Source organism: Acidovorax sp. FJL06 (assembly GCF_003852545.1).
GTDB lineage: Bacteria > Pseudomonadota > Gammaproteobacteria > Burkholderiales > Burkholderiaceae_C > Acidovorax.
Genome location: NZ_QAJR01000005.1, coordinates 171,201 through 184,798, shown reverse-complemented (window position 1 = coordinate 184,798; position 13,598 = coordinate 171,201). Strand labels below are relative to the sequence as shown.

Here is a 13,598-nt window from a genome sequence, read left to right as displayed (position 1 = left end):
CCTCCTTGGGGGGTGCAGAAACAAGCGAGCCCGCTGGGTGGCGGGCTCTGTGGGGTGGGGTTACGCGGCTCTCCGCGCCATCGGCAGCAGGCCGGACCATGGGCTCGCAGCCCTCTGGCCGGTACGCGCCTTGCGCTTGGCCGCCCAGATAGCACGGTTGCCCCGGTAGTAGCGGCGCTTCGCCTCCAGGTGATGTTCAGCATCAAAGGCAGGCCGTTGCGCATCAGGCCCAGGGCCAGCGGCATACACCGCAGCCTCTCGGCCTTGAATACCGACCTGTTTGCGATAGCGCACGATGCGGAACAACTTACCGGGGTGGTTCTCGCGTGCCGTGGTGATGCAGGAATCCACTCGGGTGCGGGGCCAGCCCAGGTATTCGACCAGCTCCGGCACGGTCATCGGCCCGCACTCTTTCAGCGCGGCGGTGATGGCGTCGCGGGTGATGGGTGGAACCGGCATCAGGCAGGTGCCCCATCCAGCACCGTGCGTGCACCAGCGCTGTCCATGCGACTGACCACCCCGGCCTTTTCCATGGACTTCAGCAGGCGCGCGGCGCGGTTGTAGCCAATGAGCAGCTTGCGCTGCACGTAGGAAATGCTCGCCTTTCGGTCCTTGCGCACCAGCTCGGCGGCCTGGTCGTAGAGGGGGTCTTGGCCGCCGTCTTCGTAGTACGGATCTTTTGGCAGCGCCTCTACTATGGCGGCTGACTTTGCTTCAAGCGCCGCAATGCCCACCTCACTCGCTGTCTCCCCGCCCAGCGCCTCAATCAGGTCCGGGATCAGCTTGACCAGCTCGCCCGTGGCAATCGCCACGTCTGTGTCGAACCCGCCTGCGTCTGCCTTCTGGCCCTCGAAAACGGTGTCCAGGAACTGCAGCTTGCGCACCTGCAGGCCTTCGGTGAGCAGGAACGAAACCCGGTCATCCCAGGTCATCGCCAGCTTGGTGGGCAGCTTGCCTGCGTCGATGTGGGCCTGCACCTCTTCGAGGTCGAGCGGGTGGCGAGCGTACTTCACGACAGCCTTTTCCTCGCTGGCGCTTTTCAGTTCGCACTCGCGGTCCACCGTGAAGCCCACGGGCGGCTCCTGCTCCTTGAGCCAGTGCGCCATGGCTGCCTGCGGGCTGGTCTGTGTGTTGATGAGCGACACTGACAGGCCGGGCAGGGCCTCGACCAGCAGCGTGACCACCTCGTCGGCGCGGCCCTGGCTGCCCGTGTCCAGTACCAGCAGGCGGGCGGCCGGGTCGATCCACACCCACATGCTGGCCTGCTTGGTGAAAGCCATAGGCAGCAGGTCCAGCTTGGCCTCGTCCTTCAGTTCGCGGGTTTCTTTTTTGCCTGGCTTGCGGCCGGTTTCCTGCTCGATGCGGTCGGCCTTCTCCTTGACCTTGCGCGCCAGGACGCTGGCGGGGATGGCCTTGGTTTCCTCCATCAGGCGGGCGATCCACTGGCCGCCGATGCTCTCGACCAGGGCGCCGTGGGCCTCGCCGCGCGGTGGAACCCAGCCAATGGATTTCTCTTGGGTAGCTCCGCATTCCATGAAGGGGGCCTTGGCCAGGGCTTCCTCTGCGGCCTGCAGGTCTGGCACCCAGCCTTGGGCGATGCGGTACACGATCAGGGACTTGAACATGGGGACTCCAGAAGGGGCCAGCGTTGGGCGGCCCGGGATTTATGCGGGGACGACAGCGATCACCGTGTTGACGCCGGTGCCGCTGGCCTTGAATGAGTTCTCGGGCAGCGGCTCGATATAGCCGCCCCGGTCTTCAACCAGCGCGAGAAAGGCCTTGGTGCGCGCATCCGTGCGGAAGGTGACGCCTGCGGACATCACGGATACCAGCAGCCCGCCCGGTTTCAGGAACTTATGGGCGTGGGTGACGTGCTTGATGTCTGCCTGCTTCATGAACGGCGGGTTCATTACCACGCGGTCATAAAACTGCTCAGGGGGCACGGCCAGGAAGTCTTGCCGCGTGACGGCGCGCAGCCCGGGCTGGGCCAGCAGGTGCGCGTGGTTCTCTTGCATCAACTCGCAGCAGTCCACGGTGGCGCCCGCATCGGCGGCAGCCAGGGCGATGGCGCCACGGCCCGCGCTCGGCTCCATCAAAACCATGCCGGGCTCAATGTCGGCCAGCTCAATCAGCCGCGCCACCACGGCGGGCGGGGACGGGAAGAAGTTGAACTCGTCCTTGGGCACTTCCACCGCGCCGCTCAGGATGATCTGGTCCATGCGGTCCGAAGCGTCGGCCGCGAAGACATGGGCGCGCGCCTTGCGGTTCCATTTCCCGCCAGCGGCCTCAAGTACCTTGTTCGTGCGGTCGTAGAGCTTGCGGTCCAGCTGGCCGGTGAGGAACACATTGCAGCCCTCGGTTTGGGCGGCGCTCAGCACGGCCAGGACTTCATCATCAATGCGCATATGCGGTTCTCCAGGTGTGAAAAAGCCACCTCGGCAGGTGGCTCGGGGTTTGGGGTTTGGGGTTTGGGGTTACGGGTGGTCAGGCTGCGGCCTTGGCCTCTTCACCCTCGGCCTTGGGCGCCGGGAACTTCTTGAACGGCAGCGGCTTGATGTGCTGCCCGAAGAATGCGCCGATCGACTCGGCGCCCACGAACTTGGCGTGCATCTCGGGCTCCACGTTGGGGTAGTGGTAAATGTGGCCAGGGCCGCGCGTGAACTGGCAGGCCAGCGTCTTGGTGCTGGGGTCGTAGCCGATGCAGGCGACTTGGTTGCTGGTGACAGGCGCCATGGGAATGGGCGTGTAAGGCTCGTCAGAGAAAGCGGCGGGTTCGATGCGTTTGATGTTCACGGTGATCTCCAGAATGAAAGCGGCCCGCGCGTGGCGGGCCTTGGTTGCGGGGTTGGGTGGGATCAGGCTGCGACAGCAACCCGGGATTTCAGGAACTCAGCCTTGGCGGCTAGGGCCTGCGCTGCGATGGCTTCGCAGATCTCGGGGAAATCCTCGTCGTGGTACAGCGGTGCGGCACGCTCGCGGCCGGCGGGCGCAAAGCCCAGGGCGCGCAGGTTTTCCGCCGTCACGGTCATGTGGGCCAAGCGCTCCTTGATCGTCCCGATGTTCAGCGTGGGCGGGCCGGTGCGCTCGGCGGGTGCTGCTGGTACTGCAGGCGCTGCAGCCGGAGCGGCAGCCATGCGCTGCGCGGTCCCAATCACCTGCTGGGCGTCCAGTGTTGCCACCGCCTCGGTGTGCTGCTCGCGCACCAGGCCGCCCAGGTCTGCCGCCACTGCGGGGTGCAGCGTTTCCGCCTTCGCCGCCTGCGTGATGGCTGCCTGCGCTGCGCGTTCCTCGGCCGCCAGCTTCTCGCGCGCCTCACGGTCGGCGCGGTCTGCTTCTTCCTTGCGGATGCGCTCGCGCTCTGCCTCCTGGCGCTGCTGCTCTGCCGTGACGCGGTTGGCGATGATCGCGGCCAGATCGTCAGGGGCCTTGAGCACCAGGGCCGCGGTGTCGTGCACCACCAGCCCGCTGGCTTGCAGCGTCTTGACGTTGGCATGGATGCGGTTGGCGATCTCGCTGGCGGCGATTTTGGCGCGGGCCAGCTCGTCGTTCACGGCGCTGCGCAAACTGTCCACTGTTCGCTTGCCCTTGATGGCACCTGCGAAGTCGGCGGGAACCTGGGGCATGTAGTTCACTGGCATGGCCGCGTTCAGCTCGTCGATGTGCTTGCGCAGGGCGGCGATGCCGCCGGCCACGATCTCGCCACGGATCTGCTCCTTGCGGGCTGTCACCAGCTTTTCAGTGGCCAGACGCGTGATGCGGGCCAGTTCCTTGAGGTCGCGCACCTGGCGGCGCATGGCTTCAAAGTCCACCATTTCGCCCAGGGCGGCATCTTCGCCAGCCGTCAGCGCATCCTCTGCGCGCTTGAGCGCCTTGCACGCGAACTCGGCATTGGCAAAGTCCTGGTCAGTGTCGGGCTTGGCCGGGATGCGCTCAATGAAGGCGCGCAGTTGGGTAGCAAAGTCGGGCAGGTTGGAGATTACGGCCAGCTTGCCTTCAAGGCGCATGGACACGGCGGGCAGGCTTTCCATGGCATCGGCCACCACTGGGGCGGACTTGGCCTCGGGTGGAACGTAGGCGGCCAGATCGGCTGCGAACTGCCTCCACCCAGCTACCAGCTGCGCGCTGCGCTCTGGCGTCGATTCGTACCAGCACGAAACCGTGCGCTCTGGAGTGCCGTCAGAGCATGTGAACAGGATGCGCTCGGCTCCGCTGACCAGGATCTGCTGATCCATCTGCAGCGTGTAGTGGGGGCTGAGTGTGTTGGCCCGCACGTCAGCAGCCAGCGCCTCGTTCCACAATTTGGTTTCCCACCCGATCGTGCCGTCAAAGTTCAGGCCGTCCATGCTGGCAAGCAATGGCAGGCCGTCCACCATGGCGGTCATGGTCACTGGCGAAAGGTCATCGTCGATGATTTCCTCGGCCAGCGGTCGTGCTGCGGCTTCTGCTGCGTGGCCACGGTCATACAGGGCCTGCTTGAAGCTGTCGGGCTCCTGCGTGATCCCCGTAGCCTTGGCAGCGATCAATTCCTCTCGCTTTGCGTACCGGCTTTCCCCCGCCATGGCTGGGGCCTCGGAAGCCGTGTAGAAGCCTGCGCGCAGCGCCAGCCACTCGGGAGAACCTTGGGCGACGTTGTGGGTTGTGCGGTTTTCGATGTTCATGGTTGTCCTTCAAGTTCCGCCACGCGGGCGTCAAAAATTGCGCCAACGCGCTGGCGCTGGTTCAGGTCTTCAATGGCGTCCATGCGACTGGCCAGCTCGTAAAGCGTGTCTAGGTCGGTGGCTTCCTGCATGGACTTGGCCAACTCGTCAGGGTTGACGCTGGGCGCTGCTGCTTGAGAGTGCTTTGCTACTTCTTCCCGCAGTTGCTTTTCTTGGGCCTCGGATACCGTGGCCTTGGAGCGCAACCAGGCCAAAACATCCTCGATGGACTTGCCACCGTTCACGATGCCGTCAACCCACTTGACCAGTCCATTGGCCCAGCGGTCTGCTGCCCACTCTGCTGGCGGCGCGGTAACCCGCTGGGCTGCAGGCGTTACTTCGTCGGCCATGCCCATGTGCCGCTCGGGCGGCATGTCTTGCACTTCCTCGGCCACCGGCATACCGCGCAGCACGTCAGGGAACACATCGCGCAGGGCGAAGGCGCGGGCACGCATCTGGCGCATGCGCTTGGGGTACTGCGACCATGGGCCCTGCTTGCCCGCCAGTCCGGCCTGCTTGGCGTCGTCCATGCTGAACGTCACCACCTGCTCGGGTTCGCCCCGGCGCTTAGCGCGGCAGGTGGCTGTGTGCCCGTCGTCCGACTCCTGCACGTATTCGCACAGTGGGCTGCTGCGCACCAGTGCGATCACCGCATCACCCCACAGCGCAGCACGGCCATTGACCACGGCAATGTTGGACAGGGCCTGCAGCGGCTTCAAGCCCAGTTCAGAACCCCATTGCATGGCAATCAGGCAGTTGCCGGGCTTTCCCCGAAAGTCCTTGGGCACCAGGTCGGATTCGGCCAGCATGTGGCTGAACTTCATTGCCTGCTCAAAGGTTTGCGGGCTCAGGTCGAAGCCCATGCCGCGCGGGGCCAGGGCGTTGTTCTCGGTGGTGGTGACTGCATTCATGTGAACCTCAATTGGTGGTTGTCGTAGATGGTCTTGACCCGGCGTTTCATGCCGTTGCTCTGGCCCACATGCCACTGGCCGCAAAGGCTGCATTGGTAGGGCACAAGGGGTTTCTCGGTGCGGCGCCGTGCGCGCTTGCTGGCGGCTTTGGCGGTTTTGAGGGTGTGCACCACTTTCCCGGTGGGGCAGTCCATTGCATCAGTCCCGCGTCACCAGCCACGCCATGCGCAGTGCGCGGATGGGTCCGTTGCACTGTCGGTAGATGCGGTACAGCATTGCGAAGTCGCGGAGGCGGTTCATGGCTGTACTCCAATCGCCTTTTCAATGGCGGCCTGTAGCAGCTGCGCGACTTCGACCCGGGCCTGCGTTGGCGGCAGCTCTCCGATGCAGTTCCAGGCGGCCTGGGCGGCTTCCAGCAAGTCGGGCGCTGCAGCTATCAGGCGCGCATTCGGGGACCGATTTGCACGCAGCGCGTCTGAACCGACCACGGCGACCAGCTCGCCGGTCTGGGTCAGTATCTCGGTGTGGGCATAGACCGCGAAGCGGTGCCACGGCCCGGGCGTGTGCCCCGCGCTCACGGCCGCACCTCACGCAGGCAATCAGCCTCTTTGTCAGCAACCCACACGGCTGTCTCGCCAGGGCGGCAGGCACGGCGCTGGAACTGCTGGAGAGCCCAGGCGCGAGAGTCACGGGCGGCGCGCAGCTCTTCGGTTTCTGGTGTCGGGTCGGGCTCGTGCGCTGCCACGGCGCCCAGGCCAAGGGCGGCTACTACCGCGATCAGGGTGATGGCGTATTTCATGGTTTCTTTCCTTCGTCCCGCCCGTAGTCGAAGCCACGCTTGAAGGCGTTTCTTGACAGAGGGAGGTGGTACGGGTTGAGAACTGCGGGGTTCCGCAGGCCTGCGAGATATCCGAGGCGGTACGGCGTCACCCGGCGCCAGCGCGCGCGGGCCTCTTCTGCGATGGGCGCCCACGGCTCTGCATTCAGGTCAGGCTTGAACACGGGGCTGGTCATGACGGCTCACCCTGCTCAAGTGCGTCCGGGTCCAGCCCCGCCCCAATGGCCGCAGCCTCTCTCTGGCGCTGGGTGGCGGCTTCGTTGTGGCGCTTTGTTTCTGCCTGGGCTGCTTGGGATGCAGCGAAGGCAAGAAGGCGGTCGGTGTGGTCTTGGATTGGGTCGGTCACGTTGCACCGCCTTGCATCTCTCGCAGGTGGCGGGCTGCAGCGCGCTCAATGGTTTCAGCCACCGCTGCGCGTGCTTCGCGCTCCAGGCGAGGGAAGAAGTCGGCGCGTGCGGACTCCAGCAACTCCAGCCCGGCCAGAACATCCGGGTGCAGTTCCAGGTAGTCCAGAGCAGGATCGAGAAACACATTGCGCTCGTAGCAGATGACGGCACACATGCCGCCAAGCACGCGCCCATGAAAGCCGGGCGCCCGGCGCAGCAGCTTCGCCAAGTGGTTGTAGAGCGCTTGCAGGTGCGAAGGCTCGTCGGCGTCGAAATCCCCGTCCAGGGCATCCAGATCGTCGGGGCCTTCGGTGGCCCACGGACCACCCCAGCGTGCATCAATGGCGTTCAGGATGCCCATCAGGTCATAGCCTGCATCGATGTCGCGTGTTGAGGGCTTCGCCATCTTCATGACCGCACTCCCATGTACGCGTTGTGCTGCACCTGATCCACCAGCGCGCGGTGGTAGCGGTTGTCGCTGGCCTCCAGCGCCGCCACATCGGCCCAGGCTTGCTTGCGCAGGCGCTGCAGCTCCTGCTGGCTGATCGGCGGCGGTGCGCCAGGGATGCTCAGCAACGGCTGCAGCAGGGTGTTGACGTTGTGCATTTGCGCCTCCTGGGCGGGAAAAGAAAAAGCCCTCACTGGGAGGGCTGGGGGTTAGGTCGCGGTGGCGGGCTGCTTGGCCTTGTCGTAGGCCTTGATGGCCCACGCGATGGCGTAGCAGTTCCAGAGGAAGTCGAACTTGAAGACGCGGCAATCCCACTCCCAGCAGTCCTCCAGGTTGAAGCCGGGCACGTCATCGCAATGGAAGTCGCGGGCGGCGTCGTAGGCGCGCACAGAGCCATCATCAGCAAGCGCGAGCACCTCATCTTTCAGGGCGTCCCACAGCTTGGCCTTGTCATCGTGGAACTGGTCCCGCTCTTCCTCGGAACTCCAATCGTCATCCGGTTTGCTGCTCTCTGCCCAGTTGTCGAACGCTTCTTGGACGTGCTGACGGAAGCTGTCGGCGCTGAACTCCTGGGCGTCGCGCGGCGCTGGGGCACGCAGCTTTTCGTCCCAGTAGCTGGGATTGATTGCCAGCTGGTCTGCGCGGCCGGTGTTGTTGTAGTGCTCTTGGTCCGTGCGGAAGAACACGAACATATCGTGCAGGCGTCGGAACACAAAGGTGCCCATGTCGCCGTCAACGCACAGCGTTCCGGGCCAAGTGATGATGTCGAACCAGTAGGCGTTGGACTCCGGGTTCTTGAACCGCAGGTGGCGATTCACGCCGTCGTCGCGCACCACTTCCATCTGGTGCTTTGCTGCGTCTTTGAGGAATCGTTCCTCGGTGCACGAATACTTGCGGGCCATGGGTGCTCCAGAAAAGAAAAAGCCCACCGAGGTGGGCAACCCCTGCGCATGGCAGGAGGGGAGGGATTAAAGATGGCTGCAATTCACCATCAACCAAGCAGGGTCGGAATCGAACCGACAGGCGCGACCGCTATGTGCCAGAGTCGAACTGGCTGCACAACTCACGGGATGCCTCCCGCTTACACACCAGTGCTGCTTGGTTGATGGTCCTCGTCTCTCCGAGGTGTCACACGGGAAGGAATGCACTGTTGCTTGCTCCTACTAACCGCCTAGGCCCGGCCGGGTTGCAGTATTGGGAGCTCATGCTGGCTAATCGTGTTTTGCCGCTGCTCGGTTTGGCCCCGGCGCTTGGCCGGGACGGTGGTTAAAAATCAGATGCCGCGCAGGATGACGGATGGCTTCCAGTGGGCAATGCTGTTGAGTTCCTTATCCAGCTGGATGCGCGTCAGGTTGAGCTTCTTCATCAACTCCTGCGCACGCTCATCCGACATTTCAGCGATCTTTTCTTTGGCTTGCGCTTGCTGCTCTTTGTGTCGCCTTGCCACCTCTCTTGCCGCCTCCTTCTTTTCTGCTGCCTTTTCGGCCTTGTAGCGGTCAAGCTCTGCATGGAAGTTGCCGCGAGCCTTGAGTGGCAGGTTCAAAATTCCGTGGTCGAGTGCCATGTCTTGCTCCTTGAAAACCACAGCCCTGCACGCAAGGCTCTGGTTTCGGCCCTGTCTCCAAGGCCTCCGCGCTGGCATCTCCCCGATTGCTCAGGCTCCAGCTGCTGTTGTCCCGGCTTTGACCGCCCCGGGTGGCGAAATATGCTTTTTTGATCTGGCCCAGCTGGGCCATGTCCGCGAGGTGTTCTCGCGCCACCTGTCTTTTTCTTCTGCCGACAGATCACAGGGGCAGGGCGCTTTCATCAAGTGCGCCAGTTCATCCGCTCGCGGGTTTAAGGATCCAGTCGGTGACCGCTCGATGGCTTGGCACCCGTCGCGGCTTTGTGGCTGCGATGGGTATAACTGTACCGAAATCGGTATTTCAATACAACCGAAATCGGTATGAAATTGATGACCGCAACTACCTACTCGCATACGTAGTCAGGTTCAGCCCAAAAGCCCACGCCAGAGGGGCTGCTAGAAACGGTTGCTCAATCCCCGAACCGTACCCGCCATGCTTGGGCGACCCAGCTGCCATCTTTTAGGCGCTCCATGCCGTGGATCTCCAGTTCCCCGGCCACCATGTCCACGATGCGCGGCTCGAACAGGCGGTGGGGGTGGAAGCTGGCCAAGTGCAGGGCAGGGACCGTGCCGAATCGACCCTCCAGGCGCACCACCGTCAGCTCGCCCGTGTCCTGGTGCACCTTGCTGGCGAACGGTCGCCTGCTGCCGTGGGCGTACAGCGTCAGGATCGTGGCCTTGACTGGGGAAGAAATAGTGATGGGTGACATAAAGACTGTATAAATATACAGATATACTGGTCGCAAAAGGTAACAACCCATCAGTGATCGAGGACATGAAAAAGCCACCCGAAGGTGGCTTCTGACGACATGACGCAGAAAGATCGAAGCGCAGTCAGTGGGGTAGCGGCATGGGCATGCCTGGCTTGCCTGTCGCCTTGCCCAGCATTGCCATCAGCTGGTTCATATCAGCGGCGCTCTCCCAGGTGAAAACATGCTCGCTGTAACCAGCCATCAGGTCTTTTGCCTCGCTCATCATGGGGCTGTCGATGCCTGCCAAGATCGCGTAGCGGGCCGTGTTCTCTGCGGCCTTCCGCGCCATGTCCAGAGTCAGCGCCTTGGAGCGCGCGTCATTTCGTTTGGCCGATGGATTGCTTGTGCGCAGGTCAAGCGATTCGATGACGTGCAGGCGCCCATTCTGCAAAGCAAACTCTGCGGTTGTCATGGGCCCGATGCGATAGCGTTCCACGATTTCGTGATTGTGGATATCGCGGCCCAACCAGCCTTTGGCGCTAAAGGCTGTTTTGAGATCCATATGCAGCCGCGACACCTCGGGGCGCTCGCGGCGGTCGCTCTTCGGCGCGGCAACGAGGCTGTGCAAGGCGTTGGCCACACGCAGCAGGTAGTTGTCTTCGTCCGTGTAGGAGAATTTTCCGAGGTTGCCCGAAAGTTTCCATTGGCCGAAGTGCTGCAAGAACGTGGTGGCCTGCTCCAAATTTTGGCCCGCAAGCATCTTCGGCAGCCCGGTTTCCCAGGACCTCACAGCATCCAGATCAACCTGCGGGTCCATGGCCCGCAGTTTCTTCAAGTCCTGCCCAAAGTGAACACGCACCGATCCATCAGCCAAGAAAACGACGATGCCAATGTTGGCATGCTCTGTTCTGTTCGGCTGCGGGTAGTGAGAAAGCACTCCATAATGCGCTATGTTCGGGGTCATGGTATGAGTAGCTTGACGGCCTGCTCTGCCCTTTTGGAAGACTCAGATTGCCACCACCGGCCGGCGGCGGCGCAGTCGAAATTATCGCGCCAAAGCTCTGGGGCTGCTTCCAAAATTGCTTCAACCTGTTGACCGGTAATGGCTTGTATGCGGTCCATTCGGTCCTGGGTTTCCTTGAGGTTCACCAGTGGCGGATTGGGCCCCATGAGCCACTGCCACACCATGGCGCTGTTACATCCTGCAGCCCACGGCCACGGCTCAAAAATGCGAGTACGTGACCAGTCGAACGCCAATGCGCGCAGCCGTGCGCCAGACTGAGTGAACAGAATGTTGCCCAGATGCCGGTCATCGTTGGGCATGAAAGCGTCAAGCGCGAACATGGCGGAAACATCAGCCCGGGCCCGCGCCAGCCATCCGATGAATTCGGCGTCTGACACTTTCCCAGGGGAGAACTGCCTCGCGGTTTCCTCCCAGCGCGACCCGAATGCTTCGGTCCCGTCAAGACGGGTGACGACTGCGAAATCTGGGGTGATGATGCCAGCCAGCCCGCAAAGTTGGTAGCAGAGCCATTCAGTAAGCGGCAGGTATTTGTGCCCCGGCTCGACCGTTTTGAGCGCGTACCGCCTGTCCTGTTCATCCAGGCCGATCCACAACAAATCCTTGCTGGCGCCAGGCTCTGGCGGCTGCTCGTCCACGAGAACGACGGGCAGCAATGACATCTGGCTCATGAGGGCTGGTTGGATTTATCGAAGATGGGCGGGGGGACTGGCGGAAGAAAGTCCTTCGACTCAGGCCCGGGAATTGGTGCCGATCCTGGCTGAAGGAGTTCGGCCAGTCTCGCCCTATAGGCTGCAGCATTTGTGTCCACCAGCATGGGTAGCAACTGCTTTAACTCGGCCTTGGCTGTGGATTTCGCCATTGCATCCATAACCACCTCCAGCGCCTGCGCGAAGGCCGGTGCAATAACCGAGGGGCGCCATTGCAAGGAGTCCTGAACTTCCTCCAGCGTCAACTCCCGTTCTGGCATGCGCAGAAGTTCGTCTGGCTCCCGGCCATCAAAAGCAGCGAGCTTTTTGATTGAGGTGGCGCGCACTCCCTCTTCCCCGCGCGACATCCGCCACAGCGTTCCCGCCCCGATGTCGTAGCCAGCTTCTTTCATATGCATGCGCAGCACCTCAATGCTGCGCTCTCCGGCAATGCGCCGGAAATGCCAGGCGAGGGCGTCATTACGACTCTCAGGTTCCGGCAGAGCTTTTTTGGTCATAGACCCATTGTTGTGCTTGGCAAACCGAAAGCGGTATGGCACACTTAAACCGAAATCGGTATTAAGAGCCATGACCAACACCATTGAACCCATTGCTGATCAGCTGAAGCGCCGACTTCGTGAGGCTGGCGCCTCCCGCTTTGAATCCATATCCGCGCACACCGGAGTCGCCTTGAGCTTCATCCGCAAGTTCGTTTACGGAAGTCGCGAGAACCCGCGGGTTCAGACGATCCAGCCACTGCTGGACTACTTCGCAGCGGTGGACCGTGGCGAGATTGATTTGGGCCGCGAAGCCAAGGAGGCCGCCCATGGCTGAAAGCACCTGCTTGCGAGAAGGCGAGGCAGTGATCTCCAAGCAATTCATCGCTTCCGAGATCGCCGCCCGTGGGGGCGCTACGACTTCGCGACGCGCAGCAGGCCCGCTGCCGTCTCTCGTAACCCCGTCAGCCATTCGTCGGATATGGCTGTGGATGGCAGGGCTGTGTCGCTCCAGTTCTCCACGTTTTGAGGATACGCAGCGATGAATGCCCGTTTTGAAGGCTCTGGCAACACGCGCACAAGCGTGCAGATCGCCAGCTCCAGCGCTTGTATCGCACCTTGGTCGAAGGTCTGGTACTTCCCGTCTTTCACTGACATGTCTGCCCCTTTCATTGGCTTGGTTGGTTGCACTTCCATTGTCCAGCGGAAGAGGGCGGGCGCCCATTCCTGAATCGCCATCGGCGATGCCCACCAACCCAGCCCAACAAAACCACCCGGAGCCACCACCATGTACGCCGACCCCGCAGCCATTCGTGTCAAGCGAGTCAATCTGAGCCTCAACGCGGCAGAGATGCGCGTGATCGAGGCTGTCAGCGAAATCAACAACATGCAGCCCAGCACGTTCATTCGTGAGCTGTTGATGGAGGCGTTGGCGAAGCAGATGCATGTGGCGAATTCTGGAGCTGCCGCTACTGAAATGCGAGCAACTGCTTAGTTTCTCTCCCGTTCCAACCTCGTAACGGAAATGAGCAGCTGTGCACACCAATCCCACCACGACAGTGCAGCTGTCGGAGGCCGACGCGCGCAAGGTCCAGCAGTACGCGGACCAGCACGGGCTGACGCTGGAGCAAGCCTGCACGCAATTGACCCAGCAGGGCATCCAGGCGCGATTCGTTCGCCCCAAGGCTCCATCGCGGGTTCTCCCATTCACACCACGCGCCAAGTAAACCCGCCCGCAGCGGCGGCTGTACTTTTGCGTTACGGAAAAGGCGCTCCCATGCAAGCCCAGCACCTGGTCCGCGCAAGCGACCCTCTCTCCAGCGTTCTCGCAGCCGAGCGCGCAATCAAGTTCGCGGGCAACCACTGCGATCGCATCCTGGCCGCCCTCACCAACGGCCGCCAAGCCACCGCCCACGAACTGCAGAGCATCACCGGATTGACCGTGGTGCAGATCGACCGCCGCTTGCCCGACCTGCAGAAGGCCGGCAAAGCACAGGTTGTGCAGCGTGGCGGCATGGATTTGATCCGTGGTGGCGCGCGGGTGTGGGAGGCTGTGTGAGCACCATCATCATGGCGGCCTGCTGGCCATTGGAGGGGATGTCCCCTTCGCAGAAGTCTGTGCTGATCTCCCTGGCAGATCAGGCCAGCGACGACGGTGTGTGCTGGCCGGGCGTGGGCACTATTGCCAAGCGCACTTGCCTGTCGGAGCGCGCGGTGCAGGACGCGCTCGCATGGCTGCAGGCCGTGGGCCTAGTCTTCCGCACCTACCGCGCCAACACCAGCACCAGCTACACCA

The 13,598-nt window shown here is 62.7% G+C and carries 22 protein-coding genes and 1 pseudogene; 5 read left to right on the top strand and 18 right to left on the bottom strand.

Annotation, left to right across the window (positions count from 1 at the left end):
- Nucleotides 1–60: 60 nt before the first annotated feature.
- The 17 genes from DBV10_RS04205 to DBV10_RS04125 all read right to left on the bottom strand — a co-directional run bounded on the left by DBV10_RS04205 (nucleotide 61) and on the right by DBV10_RS04125 (nucleotide 11,896).
- Complete coding sequence (locus DBV10_RS04205) at nucleotides 61–459, bottom strand: hypothetical protein (RefSeq protein ID WP_124510931.1); 399 nt, start codon at nucleotides 457–459, stop codon at nucleotides 61–63.
- Nucleotides 459–1,625 (bottom strand): recombination-associated protein RdgC, encoded by a 1,167-nt coding sequence (rdgC, locus tag DBV10_RS04200; protein ID WP_124510929.1) that lies wholly within the window; start codon nucleotides 1,623–1,625, stop codon nucleotides 459–461. Before rdgC ends, DBV10_RS04205 begins: the two co-directional genes overlap by 1 nt.
- Nucleotides 1,626–1,664: 39 nt before the next feature.
- Complete coding sequence (locus tag DBV10_RS04195) at nucleotides 1,665–2,405, bottom strand: methyltransferase (protein WP_124510927.1); 741 nt, start codon at nucleotides 2,403–2,405, stop codon at nucleotides 1,665–1,667.
- Nucleotides 2,406–2,484: 79 nt separating this feature from the next.
- Nucleotides 2,485–2,793, bottom strand: coding sequence for a KTSC domain-containing protein (locus tag DBV10_RS04190; RefSeq protein WP_233589798.1), 309 nt, complete (start codon nucleotides 2,791–2,793; stop codon nucleotides 2,485–2,487).
- 62 nt (nucleotides 2,794–2,855) lie between these two features.
- The gene (locus tag DBV10_RS04185) at nucleotides 2,856–4,658 is read right to left on the bottom strand and encodes a YqaJ viral recombinase family protein (RefSeq protein ID WP_124510925.1); all 1,803 of its coding nucleotides are present in this window, start codon (nucleotides 4,656–4,658) and stop codon (nucleotides 2,856–2,858) included.
- Nucleotides 4,655–5,608: a recombinase RecT gene (locus DBV10_RS04180; protein ID WP_124510923.1), complete on the bottom strand. Its 954-nt coding sequence runs from the start codon at nucleotides 5,606–5,608 to the stop codon at nucleotides 4,655–4,657. The genes DBV10_RS04185 and DBV10_RS04180 overlap by 4 nt, the downstream gene beginning before the upstream one ends.
- A complete protein-coding gene (locus DBV10_RS22760) occupies nucleotides 5,605–5,802 on the bottom strand; it encodes a hypothetical protein (RefSeq protein ID WP_124510921.1) in 198 nt (65 codons plus the stop codon). The genes DBV10_RS04180 and DBV10_RS22760 overlap by 4 nt, the downstream gene beginning before the upstream one ends.
- Nucleotides 5,803–5,904: 102 nt before the next feature.
- Nucleotides 5,905–6,186 carry a hypothetical protein gene (locus tag DBV10_RS04170; RefSeq protein WP_124510919.1) on the bottom strand — a complete coding sequence of 94 codons (282 nt, stop codon included), beginning with the start codon at nucleotides 6,184–6,186 and terminating at the stop codon, nucleotides 5,905–5,907.
- Entirely contained in the window at nucleotides 6,183–6,407 is a 225-nt protein-coding gene (locus DBV10_RS04165) for a hypothetical protein (protein WP_124510917.1), read from the bottom strand. The genes DBV10_RS04170 and DBV10_RS04165 overlap by 4 nt, the downstream gene beginning before the upstream one ends.
- A gap of 381 nt (nucleotides 6,408–6,788) precedes the next feature.
- Nucleotides 6,789–7,244 (bottom strand): hypothetical protein, encoded by a 456-nt coding sequence (locus DBV10_RS04160; protein WP_124510915.1) that lies wholly within the window; start codon nucleotides 7,242–7,244, stop codon nucleotides 6,789–6,791.
- Complete coding sequence (locus tag DBV10_RS04155; protein ID WP_124510913.1) at nucleotides 7,241–7,438, bottom strand: hypothetical protein; 198 nt, start codon at nucleotides 7,436–7,438, stop codon at nucleotides 7,241–7,243. The genes DBV10_RS04160 and DBV10_RS04155 overlap by 4 nt, the downstream gene beginning before the upstream one ends.
- Nucleotides 7,439–7,489: 51 nt before the next feature.
- Nucleotides 7,490–8,182, bottom strand: a complete 693-nt coding sequence (locus DBV10_RS04150; RefSeq protein ID WP_124510911.1) for a hypothetical protein — start codon at nucleotides 8,180–8,182, stop codon at nucleotides 7,490–7,492.
- A gap of 371 nt (nucleotides 8,183–8,553) precedes the next feature.
- Nucleotides 8,554–8,844 carry a hypothetical protein gene (locus DBV10_RS04145; RefSeq protein ID WP_124510909.1) on the bottom strand — a complete coding sequence of 97 codons (291 nt, stop codon included), beginning with the start codon at nucleotides 8,842–8,844 and terminating at the stop codon, nucleotides 8,554–8,556.
- A 470-nt stretch (nucleotides 8,845–9,314) separates the two neighbouring features.
- A complete protein-coding gene (locus DBV10_RS04140; protein ID WP_124510907.1) occupies nucleotides 9,315–9,614 on the bottom strand; it encodes a hypothetical protein in 300 nt (99 codons plus the stop codon).
- Between the two features lie 124 nt (nucleotides 9,615–9,738).
- Nucleotides 9,739–10,560 (bottom strand): DUF3037 domain-containing protein, encoded by an 822-nt coding sequence (locus DBV10_RS04135; RefSeq protein ID WP_124510905.1) that lies wholly within the window; start codon nucleotides 10,558–10,560, stop codon nucleotides 9,739–9,741.
- Nucleotides 10,557–11,288 carry a hypothetical protein gene (locus DBV10_RS04130; protein ID WP_124510903.1) on the bottom strand — a complete coding sequence of 244 codons (732 nt, stop codon included), beginning with the start codon at nucleotides 11,286–11,288 and terminating at the stop codon, nucleotides 10,557–10,559. Before DBV10_RS04130 ends, DBV10_RS04135 begins: the two co-directional genes overlap by 4 nt.
- On the bottom strand, nucleotides 11,285–11,896 hold the full coding sequence (locus DBV10_RS04125; RefSeq protein WP_124510901.1) for a hypothetical protein: 612 nt from the start codon (nucleotides 11,894–11,896) through the stop codon (nucleotides 11,285–11,287). Before DBV10_RS04125 ends, DBV10_RS04130 begins: the two co-directional genes overlap by 4 nt.
- Between DBV10_RS04125 and DBV10_RS04120 the strand changes: the two genes are divergently transcribed.
- Nucleotides 11,895–12,140, top strand: coding sequence for a hypothetical protein (locus DBV10_RS04120; RefSeq protein WP_124510899.1), 246 nt, complete (start codon nucleotides 11,895–11,897; stop codon nucleotides 12,138–12,140). The genes DBV10_RS04125 and DBV10_RS04120 overlap by 2 nt on opposite strands.
- Before the next feature lie 77 nt (nucleotides 12,141–12,217).
- Here DBV10_RS04120 and DBV10_RS04115 read toward each other — a convergent pair whose 3' ends face one another.
- Entirely contained in the window at nucleotides 12,218–12,460 is a 243-nt protein-coding gene (locus DBV10_RS04115) for a hypothetical protein (protein WP_124510897.1), read from the bottom strand.
- A 130-nt stretch (nucleotides 12,461–12,590) separates the two neighbouring features.
- Between DBV10_RS04115 and DBV10_RS04110 the strand changes: the two genes are divergently transcribed.
- From DBV10_RS04110 to DBV10_RS23030, 4 genes and pseudogenes are all read left to right on the top strand, one after another.
- Nucleotides 12,591–12,797: a hypothetical protein gene (locus DBV10_RS04110; protein WP_094288318.1), complete on the top strand. Its 207-nt coding sequence runs from the start codon at nucleotides 12,591–12,593 to the stop codon at nucleotides 12,795–12,797.
- Between the two features lie 40 nt (nucleotides 12,798–12,837).
- The gene (locus DBV10_RS04105; protein WP_124510895.1) at nucleotides 12,838–13,029 is read left to right on the top strand and encodes a hypothetical protein; all 192 of its coding nucleotides are present in this window, start codon (nucleotides 12,838–12,840) and stop codon (nucleotides 13,027–13,029) included.
- Between the two features lie 50 nt (nucleotides 13,030–13,079).
- Entirely contained in the window at nucleotides 13,080–13,361 is a 282-nt protein-coding gene (locus DBV10_RS04100) for a hypothetical protein (RefSeq protein WP_124510893.1), read from the top strand.
- An 11-nt stretch (nucleotides 13,362–13,372) separates the two neighbouring features.
- A pseudogene (locus DBV10_RS23030) lies at nucleotides 13,373–13,546 on the top strand (helix-turn-helix domain-containing protein); the annotation flags it as partial.
- Nucleotides 13,547–13,598: the final 52 nt, after the last annotated feature.